The organism is Gilliamella sp. B14448G11 (genome assembly GCF_016101765.1).
Classification (GTDB): domain Bacteria; phylum Pseudomonadota; class Gammaproteobacteria; order Enterobacterales; family Orbaceae; genus Gilliamella; species Gilliamella apicola_N.
Genome location: NZ_JACFPX010000003.1, coordinates 138543 through 160703, shown reverse-complemented (window position 1 = coordinate 160703; position 22161 = coordinate 138543). Strand labels below are relative to the sequence as shown.

Genomic DNA, 22161 nt, shown 5'->3' with positions numbered 1-22161 from the left:
CCATAAACTTTTTATCAAAGTAAGAGTCAACGGTGTTGCTTTCTTAGGAGTCAAAATGTTTATCAAATCTATTTTTGTAACTTTTATAGTATTATTAGAATGCATAAGTAACATTGCCAGTGCTGAGTTAATCAAAATTATGTCATTTAATATACATCATAGTGAACAACATGATGGAACAATTAGTACTGCAAGTATTGCCGATAAAATAATCACAGAAAGGGCAGATATTATTGTATTGCAAGAAGTCGATGATAAAACCAAAAGAACCAACAATGTTGATCAATTAGCTCAAATTGCCAAATTAGCCAATTTAAAGTATTACAAATTTGGAGCATTTTTCGATTATGATGGAGGGCAATATGGCATGGGAATTATTAGTCGTTACCCTATTATTGATTCATATAATATTCCTTTACCAGATGGTCCTGAACCAAGAACCTCATTAATGACAACAGTTAATATTAATGGCAAAAAACTAAATATTATAGGAGTACATCTTTATAGATCACTTGAAGAAAGAACATTACAGGCACAAGCCATTGTTGACTATGTTAAGTCATCAACATTACCTCTAATAGTGACAGGTGATTTTAATACTACTCCAACCAATAGTTCACCGACTAAATACGTTAATTCAACCATAGATCATGGTAAAGATAACACGCTAATGCAATATTTAACTTCACATTGGACTCGATTAGAAAAAATAGGGAATAAAGTCTCATTTCCGTCAGGCGATATGTGGGATGATGATGGAGAAGGACAAGTCGAAATCGATCACACCTTTATCAAAAATTTGGATATTAATAGTGTAAAAGCGCACTACTTAATTAAAGGAATTGTAAGTGATCACCGACCACTTATAACAGAAATATCATGGTGATATTATCTCTTTAAAAGTTAATTAAGAGGTTTTTATTTATGCGAAAATTAAAAATAATATTAGGTCTGTCTTTTGTTTTATCTTTTTCTGCACAAGCAATAGAGACATTAGACAATTATACTTTAGAACAAGTAGTCGTATTTAGTCGACATGGTTTAAGAGCTCCTCTTGCCAGTCCAACAAGCACGCTTGGTAAAATTACACCCAATCAATGGCCACAATGGGATACTCCTGCCAGTTATTTGACTACTCGCGGCGGGGTATTAGAAAGCTATTTTGGTCATTACTTTAGTGAATGGTTGGTTGATAATAAACTTTTAACCGAAAATACCTGCCCAAGTGAAAATGAAGTGTATATTTACACCAACAGTTTACAACGTACTATTGCAACGGGTCAGTACTTTACAGTTGGTGCTTTTCCTGGTTGTATTGTACCAATTATTCATAAGGAAAAATTAGGTACTATGGATCTCGTATTTTTTCCTGTGATTAGTGATGATAATCCTGAATTTAAACAAGCAGCAATCATTTCAATCAACCAAACTGCTCATGCGAAAGGTATTGAAGGGTTAAATCAAAAACTTAATAACACTTATCAAGATCTGTCTAATATCATAAATTATACCCAATCAACTAATTGTTTGGCCGATAAACAGTGTGATTTTACCGATTTACCAACCAAAATTATTATTGAAAAAGGCAAAGAACCTGGCATAACCGGCCCCCTTCGCACTGGGACATCAATCGCTGATGCTTTTATTTTACAATATTATGAAGGCGCTCCATTGCAAGATATTGCTTGGGGAAAAATAAAAAACAATAAACAATTTGAACAATTAGTTGCGATAAAAGAACATTACAATACTGTTTTATTTGGTTCACCCGTTATTGCTAAACAGGTTGCCGCAAATTTAATTAACTATATTAATCAAACTTTCTCAGAAAAAAATCATACCAAATTTACTTTTTTAGTCGGTCATGATTCAAATGTAGCATCATTATTTTCAGCACTAAAAATTAAATCTTATACACTACCCGATCAATTTGAAACGACACCAATTGGAGGCAAAGTAGTGTTCCAAAAATGGCGTGATAATCATAGTGGTGAAGCATTGATGAAAATTGAATATTTTTATCAATCAACCGATCAAATCCGAAATTTGACCCAATTAAATCGTAACAATCCACCCCATAAAGTAACGTTAGAAATGGAAAATTGTCCAACTAATACAATGGGTTTTTGTTCATTTTCGACCTTTAAACAAATCATCGGCAATATAAATAAATAATGCGTAACTCCATTGATAATATGTTCAAATTAGGTAAGTGTTGAACATATTATCAATAATTACACGGCAAAAATACTTTGAGATTAAACTGTTATTTAAATAAAGCAATAAATAAGTTTATCAATTATGTTTTATGTATTGCTTTTTAATATTTCAAAATCGTTCTCGTTTAATTTTTTTATTACTAGCTCGTCAAAAGACTCAATATGTATCATACAATTATCATCAAATGAATTAGGACAGTTGACACTAATAATTTGACATTGTGCATTAAATGCAGATTCAATACCTGCTTTAGAATCTTCAAAAACAATACACTGATCAGCAGGTAATCCAAGTAAATTTGCTGCTTGTAAATAACCATCAGGAGCGGGTTTAGTATTAATGACCATTTCACCAGTAATAAAAACTTTTGGTTTAGCTACATTGAGAATACTAAAGCGAGAATTAGCTACTTTCTTGGTACCAGAAGTTACAATTCCCCAAGGAATATTAAGTGAAGATAATTGCCGTAAGAAATGAATGGCTCCAGATATTTCATCAATATCTTTTATATCTTCAGTCTCTAATTGTTCCATCCAACGATACTCTTGTTCGATAAAACTTTCTGGTTTATTAGGCAAAAATAGTTTTATATTATCGATAGCTTTACGACCATGAATGGTTTTTAATACATATGAATGATTAAGTTTATGACGATCAGCAAATACTAACCAGCAGCGCTCAACTGCTGGTAATGAATTGACTAATGTTCCATCTAAATCAAATAAAATACCCTTTGCTTGCATACTATAATTTCCCTGCACTACCACAAATACGAATCTTTTCTTCAACAATTTTTTTCATTGCTGATTTAGCTGGTTGCATATAATGCCTAGGATCATTAGCATCAGGATGAATTTTAAAATCTTGTTTTAAAGCATCAGAAAAAGCAATTTTTAATTCTGTTGCGACATTCACTTTACAAATACCCAATGAAATAGATTTTTTCACCATTGTTTCTGGAATACCCGAAGCACCATGTAGTACCAAAGGAACTTCAACTTTGTCACGTATTTTCGCTAATCTTTCAAAATCAAGCTTAGGTTCCCCTTTATATAAGCCATGAGCAGATCCAATTGCCACAGCTAAAGAGTCAATTCCTGTACGTTCTACATACTCTTTGGCTGCATCAGGATCGGTAAATGCGCTTTCTTTATCATCAACAACCAAATCGTCTTCCTGCCCTCCTAAACGGCCAAGCTCAGCTTCAACACTTGCGTTATATTTATGGCTAAATGCCACCATTTTACTGACAATATCAATATTTTCTTCAAATGGATAATGAGAAGCATCAATCATAATTGAACGAATACCTTCCTCTATTTTAGTTTTAATATCGCTCAGGTTTTCATGATGATCTAAATGTAATGCAAATGGAAAATGATGGATTTGTGCCGCAGTTTTACAAATATTGATCAAATACTGTGTGCCGGCATAGTTATACGTTGCTGGTGTTGCTGCAAGTATGACAGGCGATTGCATATCTTTTGCTGTATCAATTACAACTTGAATTGTCTCAAGGTTGTGTATATTAAAAGCGGGAACGGCATAATGTTCTCGCTGAGCTTTTTTTAACATCTCTTGACTGGAAATAAGATACATAATTTACTCCTAATTAACCTTATGATTTATATATTTCTTTAACTTTAACTTGTTGATAGTATTGGTCATAGTTACTCATATTGACAAAACCTGTCTGTGATTCCATCGTATTTAACATACCCATCGTCATAGCTCGTTTCAGCATACTGTCTACTGATTCGCTTTCGTGTAAACTTACCGCAAGACCCGCTAATGTGACATCACCTGAACCAACGGGATTAACTACATTAATTTTAGGAATTGTGACTTGATAAAATTGGTCATGACAACGAGCAAACGCACCCTTTTTACCTAACGAAATAATAATGAAAGGAATATCATCTAGCAGAGGATGATTAAGTGCTCTAATTAATGAATTGTTATCACTATCATCAATATCCATTTGGATGACTTGTTTTAATTCTTCTTTATTGGGTTTTATTAAATAAGGTTTATGTTCGGAAACGAGTGTTGCATGAAGCATTTTTCCAGAAGCGTCAAGCAAAACAGGGATTTGATGCCTATCGGCTTGTTCAATTAAACTTACATAAAAATCGATGGGAAAACCCTGAGGTAATGATCCGGAAATGGTCACAAGATCTGCTTTTTCAAGCAACGTTTGATAGTGTTTTAAAAAAAGATTAGCGTCCTGAAGCTCTAACACAGGACCTGATTCTAAAATTTCGGTTTGGTTTCCTTCATGTAAAATGGCAATACAGTTTCTTGATTCCTGCTTTGTTATATAAAAATCATAATCAATATTATCTTCATCTAATTGTTTTTGGATATAATTCCCAGTTGTTCCACCAATAATACCAGAGGCTAATACTGATATATTTGAAAATTTAATTCCTCTAGTAACATTAAGCCCTTTACCGCCAGCGGTCTTTTTTACATTAGATACCCGATTAATATCATTAATAATTAATTTACTTAATGGGTATGATATATCCACCGAAGGATTCATCGTAATTGTTAATATCATATTCTCACCTACAAATTAATATTGTTGGGAGAAACAACAATCTTAAATGATCACTTTTTAGATAGAATTCATTTTAAGCAAGTATGGAAACAATTCATAAATTATTAAACTGTAATTCGTTATCTTTTAAAAAACGTTAGATCAATTAAACCTACTTTAATCAGGTACCCTATTATCAATCGAAATATTAAACAGCGATTAAACTAACTCCCTGTTTTCCAAATTCCTGCTTACATTTACCATCAACATTGATATCTGTAATAATAGTATTAAGCTTATTTAGTGGTAAAACCACATTAATGCCATTTCGTCCAAACTTAGATGAATCTAGCACTGCAATTACTTTTTTTGCGGTATTAGCCATCACACTGCTAATTGTGTACCCTTCATTAAAGGTTGTTATTCCTCGTTTTGCATCTATACCATCTGCACCAACAAATAAAATATCAGCAGAGATACCATCTAACGATTGCTCAGCAATTTTTCCGTGAAAAGATCGGGTTTTATGCCTAAGTGTCCCACCACACATAAATAACATTATGTCGCTATTATCAGAGAGTATAAAAGCAGAGGTAAGACTATTTGTTATAACAGTAATGTTTTTTAATTTAACCAGCTCTTCGGCTATTAACATAGTAGTACTACCACTATCTAAAATAACAGTATCGCCTTGTTTAACATGTTTTACTGCTTCAATTGCAATTCGTTTTTTATCTTCAATAAATCGCTGATATCGTTCTTCTAACTGCAACTCTTTAAATGACTTTATATCATTATTATTGATGATTTTTGTTGCGCCACCATGAAATCGTGTTAGCTCACCTTGTTTCTCTAATAGTCGAAGATCTGTTCTGATAGTGACTTCTGAAACCTCATATTGTTCCGATAAATCACTGACTAATACTGTTCCTTTCATATTAAGAAATTCTATTATCTGTTGACGTCTTTCACTTGCATTCATATTATTTCCTTTTTCGAAAATTTTTAAGCAGTGTATAACAAACAAAATCAAAAGATAAGCTTTCATTTTTCATAGTTAATCTACAGCAAACTTTTAACCGCAATTTAATAAAATTTTGCCATTCATTGAATGCCCATTTAAATCGCTAACTTTATGAATAAATGTGTTAAAATCACCAATCACAGCGATTAATTCATTAAGATTTATTTTACCTTCTACAAAAAACTGACTTACCAATATCCATTCTTCACCGGGCCATGGCGCAGAATAGTTCATCCAACTTCCTAAAATTTGTAACTCTTTTCGTAAAATAAGACCGAACGTTTTTTCTGATAAGGTAAAATCATTATGGAGAGTACCAACCAAGCCCACTTTAGATCTAGGGCCAGCAATTTCAATGGCTAATCTGACAGTAATTGGCGAACCAGCTGTTTCTAATACAATTTGATCAAAACGATTGTAAGATAAAGCTTGATAAATTTCATCAGAACTAAGATTTTTAGAGTTATAAGTAGCATCAGCACCTAGTCGTTTTGCAAGATTTAGTCGTTCATCATTAATATCTAAAACGGTAATAGAACTCGCACCCATTGCCTTGGCACAAAGCATAGCAAGCAGACCGATTGTTCCACCTCCAACAATTACGACATGTTTATTTTGGCAGCCACCCGCTAATAATAGTGCGTGCATTCCAACTGTCATCGGCTCAAAAAAGGCGCCTTCAAGAGCACTTACCTGTTTTGGTAATTTAAATGCATTTTTTTTATTTAATACAATATATTCAGCAAAACCTCCTGTTATTCTTGAACCCACAAAAGTATAATTTTTACAAAGTGAATAGTAATGCTTTTGGCACTCATCACATTTAAAACATGGTAACAATGGTACACAAGAAATTAAATCACCAATGTCAAACTCAGTTACATCATCGCCTATTTCAATGACAGTGCCACTAAATTCATGTCCAAGCGTAATAGGGTAAAAATGTGCTCCATGATGGAAGATTCTAGGAATATCGGATCCACATAATCCACAATAAGCAACTTTTACTAAAATTTGATCTGGAGATGTAATTTTGGGTATGTCAATATCTTCTATAGATAGAGATCCCCCTTCATTGACAATAACCGCTTTCATTTTATTTTCCTTAATTAGTAATCAAATTATTTTGAGAGATGACTTTCACTGCTTATTCAGTGAAAGCCTTAAAATTACATTTATTTATACGATTTATGGGCTATTTTTTTATTTCATCTGATTGTGCTATTTGTTGTTCTTTTAAAAATAGCTCATATCTTTTAGCTCGCTTCCATGTTAAAAATAGGCAGAAGAGGTAAAACAATCCAATAAAAGCAAAGCCAATAGGTTGTTTTAAGTTCACTAGCTGAACCATAATATAGGTAATTGGTGAGCCACCTTGATCCATTGCTCCTACACTAATACTACTACCATCAGCGACAGTACCGGCATTGATTGCTAGTTGAGTTGTCAAAGGAACCATTTGTGTAGCAATCCAAAGCGTGATAGCAATAATGATTGAACCTGAAATAATGATTCTGAACAAATTACCTTGATGAACAGCCACACCCATTGCGATAAAAAAGCCAATAGTAGCTAAATCACCAAATGGTAAAACTTCATTGCCTGGTAAAATAATGGCAATAAAAATACTTAGTGGTATGAAAATTAAACTAGCAGAAACAACTGTTGAATGTCCTAATAATAAGGCAGGATCTAAACCAATGAGAAAATCTTGTCCACCAAATTTTGATTGTAGATGTTTACGAGCTTGTTTAGATATTGGTGTTAAGCCATCCATAATCGGTTTAATTACACGTGGCATTAATAACATTACCGCAGCTGTCTGAATAGCGAGTTGTAATGTTTCTTTCACACCATATCCAGCTAAAAGTCCTAACATAATGCCCATAAATAAACCAACCGTTACTGGTTCACCAAACGCACCAAACCGTTTTTGCATATCTACAGCATTAAAATTAATCTTATTAATCCCTGGTATTTTTTCAATTACAGCATCGACAAACACCGCAATTGGACCACAATAAGCTGATGTACCATGAGGAACGGCAATCCCTTCAAGTTCAAAAAACTCTTTAGTATCTTTAGAAAACCAATCACCTAATTTATACGCAATAATGGCATGAACAATAACACCTGCAATACCTAACCAGTAGGAACCTGTTGCAATATAAACAAGTGCCCCAGAGAATGTCATATGCCATATATTCCAAATATCGACATTAACGACTCGTGTTAATTTTGCCAATAACATGACAATATTCACTGCGATCGCAATAGGTATCGCAACCAAGGCTATTTGTGATGCCCAAGTCATCGGTGCAGCACCTGGCCATCCAACATCAACCACATTCAAACTGATATCAAATCTTTCGGCCATAGCTTGAGCAGCTGGACCAACTGAACTTGTTAGTAAACCAACAACTAAACCAATACCAACAAATCCTATACCAATATGAATGCCCGCTTTTAAAGCATCACCCACTTTCATTCTTAATGCTAATGAAAATAGAATAATGACAATGGGTAACATTACTGATGGACCAAGATCCAAAATGTACTGCATAATTTCAGTAAACATAGATTTATCCTTTCAATATAGATAAAATTTTATCTTTTAGCTGATCTATCCCAACACCTGAAACAAAAGGCATGCCATGTACAATTGGAATATCACCAAAAGTCTGATCCATTCTTGCTGTAGTACAAATTAAATCGACATCATCAATAAAGGTGTTAATTTCATTAATCCGACATTGAATAAGATCTAATTCGATATTATTTTCTTTACATAAATCTTTTATCTCTTCTGCAGCTAAAGTTGATGTTGCAACTGCACCACCACATGCAACAATAATCTTCTTTTTCATAATGCCTCCTAAATAACTTTTTAATTAAATATCACTTTACTAAAACGCTCTGTAATTTCATCTTGTGGCGCTTTTAATAAGAAGTGATAGAATTCTTTATTTTGTAAATTTGAAAAAAGTGCTTTCAACAAATCAAGTTGATCTTCAGGGGAAGTTACAACTAATGAAATAATGAGGGAAACATCAACAGTACAGTCATCATCAGCTCGATTAAAAGCGACTGGACTTTGAGTGCGAATAATAAAAATTGCGGGTGTATTAGCATGTTCAGCCTCACAATGTGGAATCGCTACAGCATAACCATCAAGGGCAATACCTGTTGGAAATAAAGCTTCTCTTTCAATTAAAGCTTTTAAGTGGCTCTTTTTGACAATTTTTTTTTGCTGTAAATGCTCACTAATATAAGTTAATACTTCTTGCTGATTGTCAAATTTGAGCTTGTCTTCGAAAAGAAGCTGACACTTGTTCATATTTAATCTCCATTGTTGTACTTCTATTAAATTCTTTCATTTTACTTTCGAAAACAAAATATATAACGAAAGATTATTTACTTTCGAATTAAAAAGCAAACAGACTTTTATATTTTTGTGATCGAAATCTATTTTTTAAAATAAAGATCAAAACTTAATTTCGTGATTATTTATGTTTATGAGGAAAAATATGATCATGATCACAAAAAGGAGTTTTTTAAATTGAAAAAAAAACCTAATATGTAAAAATGTTACCCGTAACAACATTTCAATTAAGGAGCCACTGTGACGAAAAATAATAAACAAGTTTTTGTATTAATGGGGGTTTCTGGCAGTGGTAAATCCGCAGTTGCCAAACAAGTTTCATACAACCTTGATGCAGCATTTCTTGATGGTGATTTTTTACATCCTAAAGCGAATATCTTAAAAATGCGTAGTGGAACACCATTAAATGACGAAGATCGTTTTCCTTGGCTTAATTTGATTAGTAATGCCGCATTTGCAATGAGCAACGTTAATGATATTTCTATTATCATCTGCTCAGCTTTAAAGCGAAAATATAGAGATATCATCCGTGGCGAAAACGAAAATGTACACTTTATTTATTTAAAAGGTAGTTATGATGTAATCGCTGATCGTTTAGCAAAACGAAAGGGGCATTATCAAAAAACAGGGATGTTGCAATCGCAATTTGACACTCTTGAAGAACCAGCCGCTGATGAAAAAGATGTGTATATCGTCAATATAGAACAACCATTAGAAAGAGTTGTGCATGATACCCAACAAGTTATATGCACAATATGCCAGCGCGATAAATAGAATATAAAATAAAATTATACAAGAGGTTAATGTGAATCCAACTGTCAAAAATGTAACACAGCGAATTATTGAACGTTCCAAAGCTACTCGCACAGCCTATCTGCAAAAAATAGAAGATGCAACACTTAATAAAGTCACCCGCTCTAAATTACCATGTAGCAATTTAGCACATGGTTTTGCAGCTTGTTGTATTGAAGATAAGAATGATTTAAAAAATATCTTGAAAAGTAATATCGGTATTATTAGTTCTTACAACGATATGCTTTCAGCGCATAAACCTTATGAACTCTACCCTGAACAAATTCGCAAAGTATTAAATGAAGTTGGAGCCGTTGGACAAATGGCAGGGGGAGTACCAGCAATGTGTGATGGTGTAACTCAAGGTGAGCCAGGAATGGAGCTGTCATTAATAAGCCGAGATATCATTGCAATGTCGGTTACTGTGGGTCTTTCACATAATATGTTTGATGGTGCATTATATCTTGGCATATGCGATAAAATTGTACCGGGTTTATTAGTTGGAGCTTTAACCTATGGTCATCTGCCCGCAATTTTTGTACCCGCAGGACCAATGCCATCTGGACTATCAAATAAAGAAAAAGTTCGTATTCGTCAACTCTACTCTGAGGGAAAAGCCTCGCGTGAAGATTTATTAGAGTCAGAAGCTGCATCTTATCATTCTAGTGGTACTTGTACTTTTTATGGAACAGCAAACAGTAACCAAATGGTGATTGAATTAATGGGATTACACTTGCCGGGATCTGCATTTGTCAATCCAGAAACAGCTTTACGTTTCGAATTAACCAATGCAGCAGCTAAACAGATTACTCGCCTGACTAAGCAATCAGGTAATTATATGCCTATTGGAAAAATGGTTGATGAAAGAGTCATCGTTAATGGCTTAATTGCATTACTTGCAACGGGTGGTTCAACTAACTTAACAATGCATATAGTGGCAATAGCTAAAGCTGCCGGCATTATTGTTAATTGGGACGATATTTCAGAACTTTCAACAGTCATACCACTTTTATGTCGAATTTATCCAAATGGGCCTGCTGATATTAACTATTTTCAAGCTGCAGGTGGGACTTCATTATTGGTTAGAGAATTACTTGAAGGTGGTTTATTACACGAAGATGTTGAAACGGTTGTGGGACGAGGATTGAGCCATTACATCAAAGAGCCAATTTTAGAAAATGGTAAACTTATTTTCCGAGAGGGTCCAAATCAATCATTAGATGAAAATGTTATTACATCAATAAAAAAACCTTTTAATTCACATGGTGGATTAAAAGTAATGTCAGGCAACATTGGTAGAGCAGTAATGAAAACTTCAGCTATTGCTCCAGAACATCAGATCATTGAAGCTCCTGCCGTTGTCTTTAATAGTCAATATGACTTAGATGATGACTATAAAGCCGGCAAGTTAGATAAAGATTGTGTAGTAGTAGTTCGTTATCAAGGCCCTAAAGCAATCGGTATGCCTGAACTGCATAAATTGATAACACCATTGGGAGTTTTGCAAGATCGAGGATATAAGGTTGCTTTGTTAACCGATGGTAGATTATCAGGGGCATCAGGTAAAGTACCGGCAGCAATACATGTAACACCTGAAGCCTATGATGGTGGCTTATTAAGTAAAATAAAAAATGGAGATATGATAAGAGTTAATGGACAGACTGGCGAAATAACGTTATTAGTAGACGAGACAGAGCTAGCTAAGCGCCAACCTCATCGCTTTGATTTATCAAATTCACATATTGGTTATGGACGAGAACTGTTTACTATTATTCGGGAAAATTTAACTTCTGCTGAAGAAGGTGCAGTAAGTTTCTAAATTAATAGTTCTGCCGCAATATGCGGCAGAAATCAGTAAAAATATACTGAAACGTACCCTTAACCTGAAACTTTTTGACAAAAATTATTAATAATAACTTTATAAATTATTTCTTGATAAAGTTATCAACCAATAAATTCATTACATCACCTATTTTCCCACTCAAAGAAGCTTTCATACTATAAAGTGCCATCCCCATGACTTGCGAAGCCTTTATCTCAGGTGGCATAACAAGTTCATCCGTACTGGTTTTAACGTCCAAAAGCGCTGGACCACTATGGGTTAAAAATGATTGCATTGCAGCTTCAAGTAAATCTGAATCATCAACTCTTATTGAAAATAATCCCATCGATTCCGCTACTTTGGCAAAATTTGGATTCTGTAAATCAGTATAGTGATTAACCAAACCCTCTACTTTTTGTTCTAATTCTACAAAGTTAAGTGAACTATTATTAAGTACAATTATTTTTATCGGTAATTTTTCTTGGATTGTCGTTAATAAATCGCCCAATAACATACTAATACCACCGTCACCTGATAAGGTGATCACTTGACGATTAGGAAACGCTTTTTGAACACCTAAAGCTTGTGGCATAGCATTGGCCATGGTGCCATGTTTTAAACTAATTACAGTTCGTCTTTTGCCATTAGTATTAAAGTGTCGACAAGCCCAAACCATAGCCGAACCAACATCGGCACAAAGCACAGCATCATCGGTTGCATATTTATCAATTAATTCAGTTAAATATTGGGGATGGATAGTAGATTTGGAGGGTAATGCTTTTTTATTCAACTTACTCATAGCACTACTATACAATGTTCGACATGTTTCTAAAAATTTAGTATCATGCTTTTCGTTAACTAAAGGCAACAAAGCAGCTAAAGTTGGTTTACAGCTACCAACAACACCAACATTTACTGAATGACGTCGTCCTAAGTGAGTTGCATCAATATCAATTTGAATAATTGTGGCATTATTTGGATAAAATTGAGGCCATGCAAAATCAGTACCAAGCAGAATAAGAACTTCACACTCTTTAATTGCCATCGTTCCTGATTTAACACCAAACATTCCAGTCATACCGACATTATATGGATTATCATATTCAACAAAATCTTTACCTCTAGAGGTATGTACAATAGGAGATTTTATTTTTTCGGCAAATGCAATAAGCTCATTATGAGCATCATATACACCTTGACCAGCAAAGATGGTCACTTTTTGATTTTTATTTATAATATCTGCAATTTCAGCCAACTCTTTATATGATGGGCGTATTATTGGTTTAGGATGGTAAATCTTGTGACCACATTTATCTTCTATTTTCTCTAAACTAATATTATAAGGAATCACCAACACCGCAACACCGCGTTGATTAATAGCGCCTTGAATAGCCGCAGTAGTGATTTCTCTTACTTGCGTAGCATCACTAATTTCCCGACAAAATACAGAACAATTTTTATATACTGCTTCAAAATCAACTTCTTGTGGAAAATCGTTTCCTTGTTGCGAAGTAATTAACTGACTCGCTAATAAAATAACGGGTACTCTATTTCTTTGTGCTTCATAAATACCATTAATAAAATGTAGACTACCGGGTCCACAAGAACCAGCACAAGCGGTAATTTGATCGGTAAGATAAGCTTCTGCTCCAGCAGCAAAAGCACCAACTTCTTCATGGCGTACATGAACCCATTCAATATCACTTTTTTTAATAGCGGAGGTAATTTGATTTAATGTGTCGCCTACAATACCATAACAATGTTTAACACCTGCTTCACCTAAAATATCAACTATAATTTGTGCAACTGTTTTCTTTGATGACATATTCTCTCCTAAACAAGGGTTATCGGTTGAATAAGTTAATTTCAGTAAATTACACCTAAGTTTTGTTAAAGCGAATGAGTTATGAAAAAAATAGCAAAAAATGTTAAATAGGTAATAAATGATCAATTATTGTTAAATAAACAGCAATAGAAAATATTCCCTATTACAATAAATCAAGGTATTATGTATAAAATAAAACCTACTTCATTGAGTTATTTTTGTGAAAAACTTGTCATCTGAGCATGGCTTAATGTCATTTACTGCTGCTTTTTTGCCTGATTATTTAACCCAATATTATCCTCTCATCGTTGTTTGTATATTGCTTCTTATTGCCATTATCTTATTTTCACTTAGCAAATTAAGAATGGACATAATTGCACTACTTACCATTACGGCTATCACCATGACAGGTGTGTTAACGCCTGCTGAAGCTCTATCTGGATTTAGTGACCCCAATATTATCTTAATTGCACTACTTTTTGTTATTGGTGAAAGCCTAGTAAGAACGGGTATTTCATACAAGATGAGCGAATATATTCTGAAAATAGCTGGCCAAAATGATATTCGTATTATCACTTGTATCATGTTAGGCGTCGCTTTACTTGGCTCAGTGATGAGCTCAACAGGCGTTGTTGCTATTTTTATTCCTGTTGCTATTAGTATTGCTAATCATACAGGTATTCATGCAAAAAAACTAATGATGCCTCTTTGTATTGCAGCATTAATTAGTGGCATGATGACATTGGTTGCCACCGCCCCCAATCTAGTAGTAAATAGTGAACTAAGTCGTGCCGCACTTGAAGAGTTTGGATTTTTCTCAATTACGCCAATTGGTATTGGTGTTTTAATTGTTGGCGTTATTTATTGTATATTAACACGCAATTGGTTGCTTACTGCAGAACAGGTTACACCAACTAATATTCAACCACAAAGACGAAAAATAACTGATTTAATTCGAGACTATAAATTAATTGGTCGTGCTCACCGCGCACAAATACTGGCCGGTTCGCCTTTTGTAGGACGAACTATTGATGGTTTACACTTGCGTACTAAACATGGTGTTAATGTTATCGGTATTGAACGTTGGCGTAAATTTCATAAAGTATTAATACCAGTAAATGGTTCAACCGAATTTCGTGAAAATGATATCTTATTATTAGATATGTCGCATTCAGAAGCCGATTACCGAACATTTCTGACAACAAATAATCTGGAACCTAAAATTTTACGCGGTGAATATTTTTCTGAACAAGTTAAAGAAGTTGGCATGGCCGAAGTTGCACTACTACCAGAATCAACACTATGTGGTAAAACACTCAATGAAATAGATTTCAGAGGAAAATACTTTCTAACAGTAATTGGTATTTGGCGCAATCACGCTCCAGTTGAAACAAATAACTTATTCCAAGAACGTTTAGAAATGAGTGATACATTATTGGTCTGTGGAGATTGGGGATCAATTCAAAAACTGCAGACACGTACTAATGATTTTGTGGTCTTAGATTACCCTGCAGATATTGACGATATCGCTCCTGCAAGCTCACAAGCCCCCGCAGCTTTAATAAATTTGGCGATAATGATTCTATTGATGGTAACAGGTATTGTACCAAATGTCGTTGCTGCACTTATTGCCTGTCTATTAATGGGAGCTACTCGTTGTATTGACATGGCCAATGCTTATAAATCCATTCATTGGCCAACATTGATTTTAATTATTGGGATGATGCCTTTTGCTGTAGCTTTAAATAAAACGGGAGGAATTTCGCTAATATCTGAATGGCTAGAAATTCATCTACGATCTTTTGGTCCATACATAGTATTAACCTTTATCTTTTTATTATGCTCAACAGTAGGGTTATTTATTTCTAATACTGCAACTGCAATTTTGATTGCTCCAATCGCAATTGATTTAGCAGTAAAATTTAATTATTCACCTTATCCTTTTGCCATGACTGTCGCCATTGCAACATCTGCGTCATTTATTACACCTGTTTCTTCGCCAGTTAAAACCATGGTTGTTGCGCCTGGTGGATACAGTTTTATTGATTTTGTTAAAGTTGGCATACCATTAACATTTTTGGTGATGGTAGTAGACATTGCTCTAGTACCTATATTTTTTCCATTTTAAAAATTAATGATGTTTTGATTGCTTATAACAAACGTTTTGTTAAAATTTATTGGTTGAAAAATATATTATTAAAAATAATTAATTGAATTATAGGAAGATAAAGGTGTTAAAAAATGAGTGATATCATACAAACTATTATGGCTCTTATCGTTGTTGCCGCTATTTTTATCGGTTTAGCAACATTTGTTGGACTTATGAATAAGCTTTATTGCCAAAGAATTATAAAACTTGTTGAATCAGGAGAAATGAGCGATGAGGAATTAACAAAAAACTACAATATGTCCAAAAAAAATCAAGATAATACAATGTGGGCATTTTTTATATTTGGGATCTTTTATCAATATGGTTTAAAATTGCAACATAAAGTTTTCGATACCTATAAAGAAGCAATGATTAAACGTAACCTACCTTTATAATTTTGCTACTAATTTTATATAACACAACCCTATATGATAATAAGGTGCTTTCAGTAATAAATAATGGCACCTTTTTTGTTTAAAGATTCTCAACGAAATTTCAACTATAATCATTATTTTTTATTATGGATATAAAACTTATGCAACAGACAACTAAACCGTTAAATATTATTTTTGCCGGTACACCTGACTTTGCAGCCACTCATTTAAAAGCATTAATTGACTCTAATCATAATGTGATTGCAGTTTTTACACAACCTGACCGTCCTGCTGGCCGTGGCAACAAAGTAACAGCTAGTCCGGTTAAACAATTAGCGTTAGAAAATAATCTTCCGATTTATCAACCGGCAACGCTTAAATCATCAGAAGATCAAAAAATTATTAGTGATCTTAATGCTGATATTATGATTGTTGTAGCTTATGGATTGATTTTGCCACAATCAGTATTAGATACGCCAAAACTTGGCTGCTTAAATGTGCATGGTTCGTTATTACCAAGATGGCGTGGAGCAGCCCCAATTCAACGAGCTTGCTGGGCTGGTGATAAACAAACTGGTATAACCATTATGCAAATGGATGCAGGCCTTGATACTGGTGATATGTTATATAAACTAAACTGTAACATTGAACCAACTGATACAAGCGCTTCATTATACGATAAATTGGCTAAACTTGGTCCAAAGGCCTTACTCAAAACACTAGATTTAATCAGTGAAGGCAATATTCACCCTGAAAAACAAGATCCTTCGCAAGCAACTTATGCTAAAAAACTGTCAAAGCAAGAAGCCAAATTAGATTGGCATCTTTCTGCCCAGCAACTTGAGCGCTGTGTACGAGCCTTTAATCCTTGGCCTGTAAGTTATTTTGAAGTTAATAATGAATTGGTTAAAGTATGGCAAGCACAAGCTATTGCAATTAATCACAATAAACCTGTTGGTACCATTTTGCAGGCTGATAAAACTGGAATTTGTATTGCAACCAGTGAAGGAGCATTAAATATGACACTGCTACAACCTGCGGGTAAAAAACCTATGTCAGCACAAGATCTATTAAATTCTCGTAAAGCTTGGTTTGAGGTTGATAAAAGACTCAATGTAAACGAATAACAATTTAAACATATTAATATTACGGGATGCTATCCTGTAATATTTATCGTTTTTTAGCTAAAAGTGTAGCAAATCTTAATTTAATTCGATTACCATAAATATCCGTTTTGTGTAATTCACCAACATCTTCGTTATACTTTAAAATATCCCAATTTTGATAGTAATGAAGCAATTCTTTCTCTTTAAATGTGAATGAAAATCCAAGCTGACAAGGATAATCTTCAGTAGACATAGCACAAACAATTAAATTATATCCACCTGATTTAGTAACTAATTGCATATTATCAATAATGTCTGCAATTCGGTCTGATTGTAAAAACATCATAACTACAGTAGAAATAATGAAATCATATTCACCTTGTAAATTAGCTTGGTTAATATCATAAACATCAGCATTAATGCGAGGTAAATGCTCACTATTAATAATTTGCTCTAAATTATTTATACTTAATTCGGATTTATCAACTGCATCAACATCAAACCCTAACAGCTGTAAATATAGAGAATTACGTCCAGAACCACAACCAAGATCGAGTGCTTTTCCAACCGGTACAATATGGCAAGCAGATATTACTTCAGAATGTGTTTTTGTCATTTGATACTTTTTATGTGTATAGTCTTCGGGTTGACAATAAAAAGCTAATTGACATTGTAAATCATCAGAAACTCCAGCAATACGATGCCATTGCTGAGGTGCGATAAATGGAGGTTGGTGTTGTATATCGTAATGGTTCCGAGTTAAAACTTCACCTTGTTCAGTTAATAACTCAAAATCTAAATAACCAGCAATGATTGTCAATTTTGCCCATGTTCCAACTTGTGTATTGTGTTGTTCGCAAAACATTTGTGGCAGTTTTTTAACATTCCAAACGGGTAACGTTTTATAACAAACTAAATTTTCCATAATAATTTCACCATCTACAAACGATAATAGTTTACTATTATAGTCAACTATTAATAAAATTAACAACGCTTGTTTTAAGCTATGGAACTGAAAACAACCACTCAAAAAATGAATTTTTGTGGCGAAGTTAGCTTTATCAACATATAATCATCACTATCCTAAACTATGTAGTAAAAATATTAGAGGAAAAATTATGGGATTTTTAGTAGGTAAGCGCATACTAGTTACTGGTGTTGCCAGTAATCGTTCTATTGCTTATGGTATTGCACAAGCTATGCATCGTGAAGGGGCTGAATTAGCTTTTACTTATCAAAATGATAAATTAAAAACACGCGTTGAAGAGTTTGCAGCGGATTTTGGTTCTAAAATCGTCTTACCATGTGATGTGTCACATGATGAAAGCATCACTGAACTTTTTACTGAATTAGCAAAAACATGGGACAAATTTGATGGATTTGTGCATGCAATCGCTTTTGCTCCTGGTGACCAATTAGATGGTGATTATGTTAATGCGGTTACGCGTCAAGGGTTTGCTATCGCACATGATATTAGTTCTTATAGCTTTGTTGCTATGGCAAAAGCATGTCGATCAATGTTAAATCCAAATTCAGCATTAGTAACACTTTCGTATCTTGGTGCTGAACGTGCAATTCCTAACTATAATGTAATGGGATTAGCTAAAGCTTCACTTGAAGCTAATGTTCGTTATATGGCAAACGCCATGGGACCAGAAGGAGTTCGTGTTAACGCAATTTCAGCAGGCCCAATTCGTACACTTGCCGCATCAGGCATTAAAGACTTCAAAAAGATGTTATCTCACTGCGAATCGGTTACTCCTATTCGTCGTACAGTAACAATAGAAGATGTGGGTAATTCAGCAGCCTTTTTATGTTCAGACCTTGCATCAGGAATTACTGGTGAAGTGGTACACGTCGATGGCGGATTTAGTATCGCAGCAATGAATGAGTTAGAACTTAAATAGTTCCCAATACCGTTATTCTCCCGTGAAATTACGGGAGAATATTTCATAGCAAAATAAAAATCAGCTAAAAAACGGATAGTCGCTTATATTTATGTCTACCACCAACTAAAACTGATGAATTAAATATTGCAAAAATATTATGGGAAATTTAATATTTTGCTAAATATCGACACAAATAAGCAGTAGGTTCTACAACTACAACATCAAATTGGCTTTCTCCTGCGATATGGAAAACCTGCCCTACTTCAAAAATCTGCCAATCCTTTGCTGTAGGTAATAATACTTTTAATGAACCAGTAATCACGGTCATTTCTTCTGGTTTGTCGGTGCTAAAAATATACTCACCAGGTAACATTACTCCAATAGAAGCTTGGCCAAGAGAGGCATTTTGAAAACCAATGGACTGCACTTTACCATTAAAATATTGATTTATATTTAACACAATCACTCCTTATCATTTTTAGTTAGTTTCAAATTTTTAATTAATTAAATAAGTTATCTATAATTTATTTAATTACAACAATGAATGATTAATTTCTAAAACAGAATAACTTTAATTTAGCAATGACAGATTTATACAAAGCAATATAAAATATTAGTAGACATATTACAAATATTAACCAATTTAAGCATCGCTTTTAAAAAAAATCTTACTGAAGATTCAAAAGAAATCTTCTAATTTTCACCTCAAATTTTTTCAGAAGAAAATAGCATACAGATTAGATTTTTTCCGTTAAAATCTACCTTAATTTGCTCAATAAAAGTTTATTGGAGAAAAAATGAAAATAGCAAAAAATAAAGTTGTCAGTTTAGCTTTTCAAGTTCGAACTAAAGATGGTGTATTGGTTGATGAAGCAACTAAAGCCGCACCTTGTGAATATTTGCATGGAGCAGAAAACTTATTACCAGATTTGGAAAAAGCATTAGAAGGTCGTCAAATCGGTGATAAATTTGATGTTGAGCTAATTAATGCTTATGGTGATTTTAATGATGCACTTGTACAAAATGTTCCACGAGATGTTTTTGTTGGTGTAGATGAATTAGAAGTTGGTATGCGCTTTTTTGCTGATACTCAGCATGGACCGCTACCAGTGGAAATAACAGCAATTGATGGAGATAATATCACTATCGATGGCAATCATATGTTAGCAGGTCAAGATTTGAAGTTTACCGGAGAAGTATTAGCTATCCGTGAAGCAACAGAAGAAGAAATTGCTCATGGACATATTCATGGTGAACATGGTCACGATCATGGACATGACGGTTGTGGCTGTGGTGGACACGATCACGAAGAAGATGATAATCAAGGTTGTTGTGGTGGTGGTCACGGTGGTTGTGGTTGTCATTGATTTTTTCGATAACGATTATAATATTCTAAAGCGCCATTAGGCGCTTTTTTTGTATGGTGCAAAGTTTCTCATTTTTTTGTGAAATAACTCATAATATTTCTACTTATTATTTTATCTTATCTATTATTCCATTAATAATTCAGTTTTGAATAATAGGAATTGTATTATGTCTTCACTACCCACAACATTAATGCCCAGAGAAAAGCTTTTGAAATTTGGAGTAGAAACATTAAGTGATGCTGAATTACTAGCGTTATTTTTACGTACTGGTACACGTAACTTACCTGTTTTACAGTTATCGCAAAAATTATTAAGTGAATTTGGTTCTTTGTATAATTTAATTAATGCAAGCCATAGTGAATTTTGTAAAAAAAATGGATTAGGAACAGTAAAATACACACAATTAAAAGCAGTCATTGAACTTTCACACCGATACCTTAAAGTTAAAATGGCAAACGAAAACTTTCTTTCTTCACCATCCTTAACTCATCATTACTTAGCTAGTCGATTAGCAAATAAAGATCGTGAGATTTTTATGGTAGTTTTTTTAAATAATCAAAATCAAGTAATTACATCTGAAGAAATGTTTATTGGTACTTATAATTGTGTCGAAGTGCATCCACGAGAAGTTGCTAGACGAGCATTGCAACATAACGCTGCGGGTTTGATTTTAGCGCATAATCATCCATCTGGGATGGCTGAACCAAGTCAAGCAGATCGTGTATTAACTCAAAAAATAGAGCAAGTTTGTGAACTAATTGATATCCGAATTGTTGATCATCTTGTAATAGGTAAGGGGGAATACGTCTCTTTTGCCGAACGAGGATGGATTTCATAGGTCTTTTTGCTTACAATATGAAAAATTGAATAGAATCCACAAAAACACTTTATGAAACATCAATTAGAATTACTAGAAACAAAAGTTGCATTTCAAGAAATGACCATTGAAGAATTAAATCAGATGGTAGTTAATCTACAATCTGATATCAGTAAACTTAAAGAACAATTAACATTATTATCGCAAAAACTTCAAGCAACACAAGTATCAAATATTGCTAGCTTGTCTGAAGAGACCCCACCGCCACATTATTAATGTATATTGCTGTATCTTATAGGGATTCCCTTTTAATTTATAACTCAAAACTCAATAATAAAATTAATAAGTCATTACTTAAGAATTAAATCTCTTATAAAACAGAAAATTTATTTTACTAATAAAAAACCGGCATATAGCCGGTTTTTGTACACAATGATTTTATAATTATTCAGCTGCTACTTCTGCTTCTTCTACCGCAGGGCGATCAACTAATTCAATATAAGCCATTGGAGCATTATCTCCATCACGGAAACCACATTTAAGAATACGTACATAACCGCCTGGACGGGTAGCAAAACGTGGACCTAAATCTGAAAATAATTTTTTCACTGTATCTTTATCACGGATACGAGCAAATGCCAAACGGCGATTAGCTACGCTATCGCTTTTGGCTAGCGTAATTAACGGTTCAACAACACGACGCAACTCTTTTGCTTTAGGCAATGTAGTTTTGATGATTTCATGTTCAACAAGTGAACTAGTCATGTTACGAAACATTGCTTGACGATGGCTGCTATTTCGGTTCAGTTGACGACCACTTTTACGATGGCGCATAACTTTATCCTTCTTATA

At 33.8% G+C, this 22161-nt stretch carries 23 protein-coding genes; 11 read left to right on the top strand and 12 right to left on the bottom strand.

The annotated features are described in order from the left end of the window. Positions 1-55 precede the first annotated feature (55 nt). Together H3S88_RS03390 and agp are read left to right on the top strand one after the other, a co-directional pair. Positions 56-886, top strand: a complete 831-nt coding sequence (locus H3S88_RS03390; RefSeq protein ID WP_198227594.1) for an endonuclease/exonuclease/phosphatase family protein — start codon at positions 56-58, stop codon at positions 884-886. 38 nt (positions 887-924) lie between these two features. Beyond that, positions 925-2175, top strand: a complete 1251-nt coding sequence (gene agp, locus H3S88_RS03385; RefSeq protein WP_198227595.1) for a bifunctional glucose-1-phosphatase/inositol phosphatase — start codon at positions 925-927, stop codon at positions 2173-2175. A 131-nt stretch (positions 2176-2306) separates the two neighbouring features. Here the strand turns inward: agp and H3S88_RS03380 are convergent, their stop codons facing one another. The 8 genes from H3S88_RS03380 to gatA all read right to left on the bottom strand — a co-directional run bounded on the left by H3S88_RS03380 (position 2307) and on the right by gatA (position 9123). Further along, positions 2307-2963, bottom strand: coding sequence for an HAD-IA family hydrolase (locus tag H3S88_RS03380; RefSeq protein ID WP_198227596.1), 657 nt, complete (start codon positions 2961-2963; stop codon positions 2307-2309). 1 nt (position 2964) lies between these two features. Next, positions 2965-3819: a tagatose bisphosphate family class II aldolase gene (locus H3S88_RS03375; RefSeq protein WP_086307892.1), complete on the bottom strand. Its 855-nt coding sequence runs from the start codon at positions 3817-3819 to the stop codon at positions 2965-2967. 19 nt (positions 3820-3838) lie between these two features. Then, positions 3839-4783 (bottom strand): hexose kinase, encoded by a 945-nt coding sequence (locus tag H3S88_RS03370; protein WP_198227597.1) that lies wholly within the window; start codon positions 4781-4783, stop codon positions 3839-3841. Positions 4784-4970: 187 nt separating this feature from the next. Continuing rightward, entirely contained in the window at positions 4971-5744 is a 774-nt protein-coding gene (locus tag H3S88_RS03365; protein ID WP_065738271.1) for a DeoR/GlpR family DNA-binding transcription regulator, read from the bottom strand. Positions 5745-5837: 93 nt separating this feature from the next. Beyond that, the gene (locus H3S88_RS03360) at positions 5838-6881 is read right to left on the bottom strand and encodes an alcohol dehydrogenase catalytic domain-containing protein (protein WP_198227598.1); all 1044 of its coding nucleotides are present in this window, start codon (positions 6879-6881) and stop codon (positions 5838-5840) included. A 100-nt stretch (positions 6882-6981) separates the two neighbouring features. Then, positions 6982-8364, bottom strand: a complete 1383-nt coding sequence (locus tag H3S88_RS03355) for a PTS galactitol transporter subunit IIC (protein WP_198227600.1) — start codon at positions 8362-8364, stop codon at positions 6982-6984. Positions 8365-8368: 4 nt separating this feature from the next. Then, positions 8369-8653: a PTS galactitol transporter subunit IIB gene (gene gatB, locus H3S88_RS03350; protein WP_065603261.1), complete on the bottom strand. Its 285-nt coding sequence runs from the start codon at positions 8651-8653 to the stop codon at positions 8369-8371. Between the two features lie 20 nt (positions 8654-8673). Further along, the gene (gatA, locus tag H3S88_RS03345) at positions 8674-9123 is read right to left on the bottom strand and encodes a PTS galactitol transporter subunit IIA (RefSeq protein ID WP_086326030.1); all 450 of its coding nucleotides are present in this window, start codon (positions 9121-9123) and stop codon (positions 8674-8676) included. Positions 9124-9441: 318 nt separating this feature from the next. Between gatA and H3S88_RS03340 the strand changes: the two genes are divergently transcribed. Both H3S88_RS03340 and edd read left to right on the top strand, forming a co-directional pair. Continuing rightward, a complete protein-coding gene (locus H3S88_RS03340) occupies positions 9442-9942 on the top strand; it encodes a gluconokinase, GntK/IdnK-type (protein WP_065739123.1) in 501 nt (166 codons plus the stop codon). Between the two features lie 31 nt (positions 9943-9973). Next, complete coding sequence (gene edd / locus H3S88_RS03335; RefSeq protein WP_198227602.1) at positions 9974-11779, top strand: phosphogluconate dehydratase; 1806 nt, start codon at positions 9974-9976, stop codon at positions 11777-11779. Between the two features lie 106 nt (positions 11780-11885). Here edd and H3S88_RS03330 read toward each other — a convergent pair whose 3' ends face one another. Beyond that, complete coding sequence (locus H3S88_RS03330) at positions 11886-13607, bottom strand: thiamine pyrophosphate-dependent enzyme (protein WP_198227604.1); 1722 nt, start codon at positions 13605-13607, stop codon at positions 11886-11888. A 250-nt stretch (positions 13608-13857) separates the two neighbouring features. On the opposite strand from H3S88_RS03330, the gene H3S88_RS03325 reads away from it, so the two are divergent. The 3 genes from H3S88_RS03325 (at position 13858) to fmt (ending at position 17257) form a co-directional block, all read left to right on the top strand. Then, positions 13858-15735, top strand: coding sequence for an SLC13 family permease (locus H3S88_RS03325; protein ID WP_198227748.1), 1878 nt, complete (start codon positions 13858-13860; stop codon positions 15733-15735). 113 nt (positions 15736-15848) lie between these two features. After that, positions 15849-16151, top strand: coding sequence for a hypothetical protein (locus H3S88_RS03320; protein ID WP_065738263.1), 303 nt, complete (start codon positions 15849-15851; stop codon positions 16149-16151). Positions 16152-16291: 140 nt separating this feature from the next. Continuing rightward, the gene (gene fmt / locus H3S88_RS03315) at positions 16292-17257 is read left to right on the top strand and encodes a methionyl-tRNA formyltransferase (protein WP_198227605.1); all 966 of its coding nucleotides are present in this window, start codon (positions 16292-16294) and stop codon (positions 17255-17257) included. A 43-nt stretch (positions 17258-17300) separates the two neighbouring features. Here the strand turns inward: fmt and tehB are convergent, their stop codons facing one another. Continuing rightward, positions 17301-18161, bottom strand: coding sequence for an SAM-dependent methyltransferase TehB (gene tehB / locus H3S88_RS03310; protein WP_198227606.1), 861 nt, complete (start codon positions 18159-18161; stop codon positions 17301-17303). A gap of 193 nt (positions 18162-18354) precedes the next feature. Between tehB and fabI the strand changes: the two genes are divergently transcribed. Continuing rightward, the gene (fabI, locus tag H3S88_RS03305) at positions 18355-19143 is read left to right on the top strand and encodes an enoyl-ACP reductase FabI (protein ID WP_086307899.1); all 789 of its coding nucleotides are present in this window, start codon (positions 18355-18357) and stop codon (positions 19141-19143) included. A 148-nt stretch (positions 19144-19291) separates the two neighbouring features. On the opposite strand, the gene ppnP is transcribed toward fabI, so the two are convergent. Beyond that, positions 19292-19585: a pyrimidine/purine nucleoside phosphorylase gene (gene ppnP, locus H3S88_RS03300; RefSeq protein WP_039131519.1), complete on the bottom strand. Its 294-nt coding sequence runs from the start codon at positions 19583-19585 to the stop codon at positions 19292-19294. 337 nt (positions 19586-19922) lie between these two features. On the opposite strand from ppnP, the gene slyD reads away from it, so the two are divergent. From slyD to H3S88_RS03285, 3 genes are all read left to right on the top strand, one after another. Further along, complete coding sequence (gene slyD, locus H3S88_RS03295) at positions 19923-20492, top strand: peptidylprolyl isomerase (protein ID WP_086325948.1); 570 nt, start codon at positions 19923-19925, stop codon at positions 20490-20492. A 166-nt stretch (positions 20493-20658) separates the two neighbouring features. Further along, complete coding sequence (gene radC / locus H3S88_RS03290) at positions 20659-21330, top strand: DNA repair protein RadC (RefSeq protein ID WP_198227607.1); 672 nt, start codon at positions 20659-20661, stop codon at positions 21328-21330. A gap of 51 nt (positions 21331-21381) precedes the next feature. After that, positions 21382-21585: a SlyX family protein gene (locus tag H3S88_RS03285; RefSeq protein ID WP_025314409.1), complete on the top strand. Its 204-nt coding sequence runs from the start codon at positions 21382-21384 to the stop codon at positions 21583-21585. Positions 21586-21753: 168 nt separating this feature from the next. Here H3S88_RS03285 and rplQ read toward each other — a convergent pair whose 3' ends face one another. Beyond that, a complete protein-coding gene (gene rplQ, locus H3S88_RS03280; protein WP_198227608.1) occupies positions 21754-22143 on the bottom strand; it encodes a 50S ribosomal protein L17 in 390 nt (129 codons plus the stop codon). Positions 22144-22161: the final 18 nt, after the last annotated feature.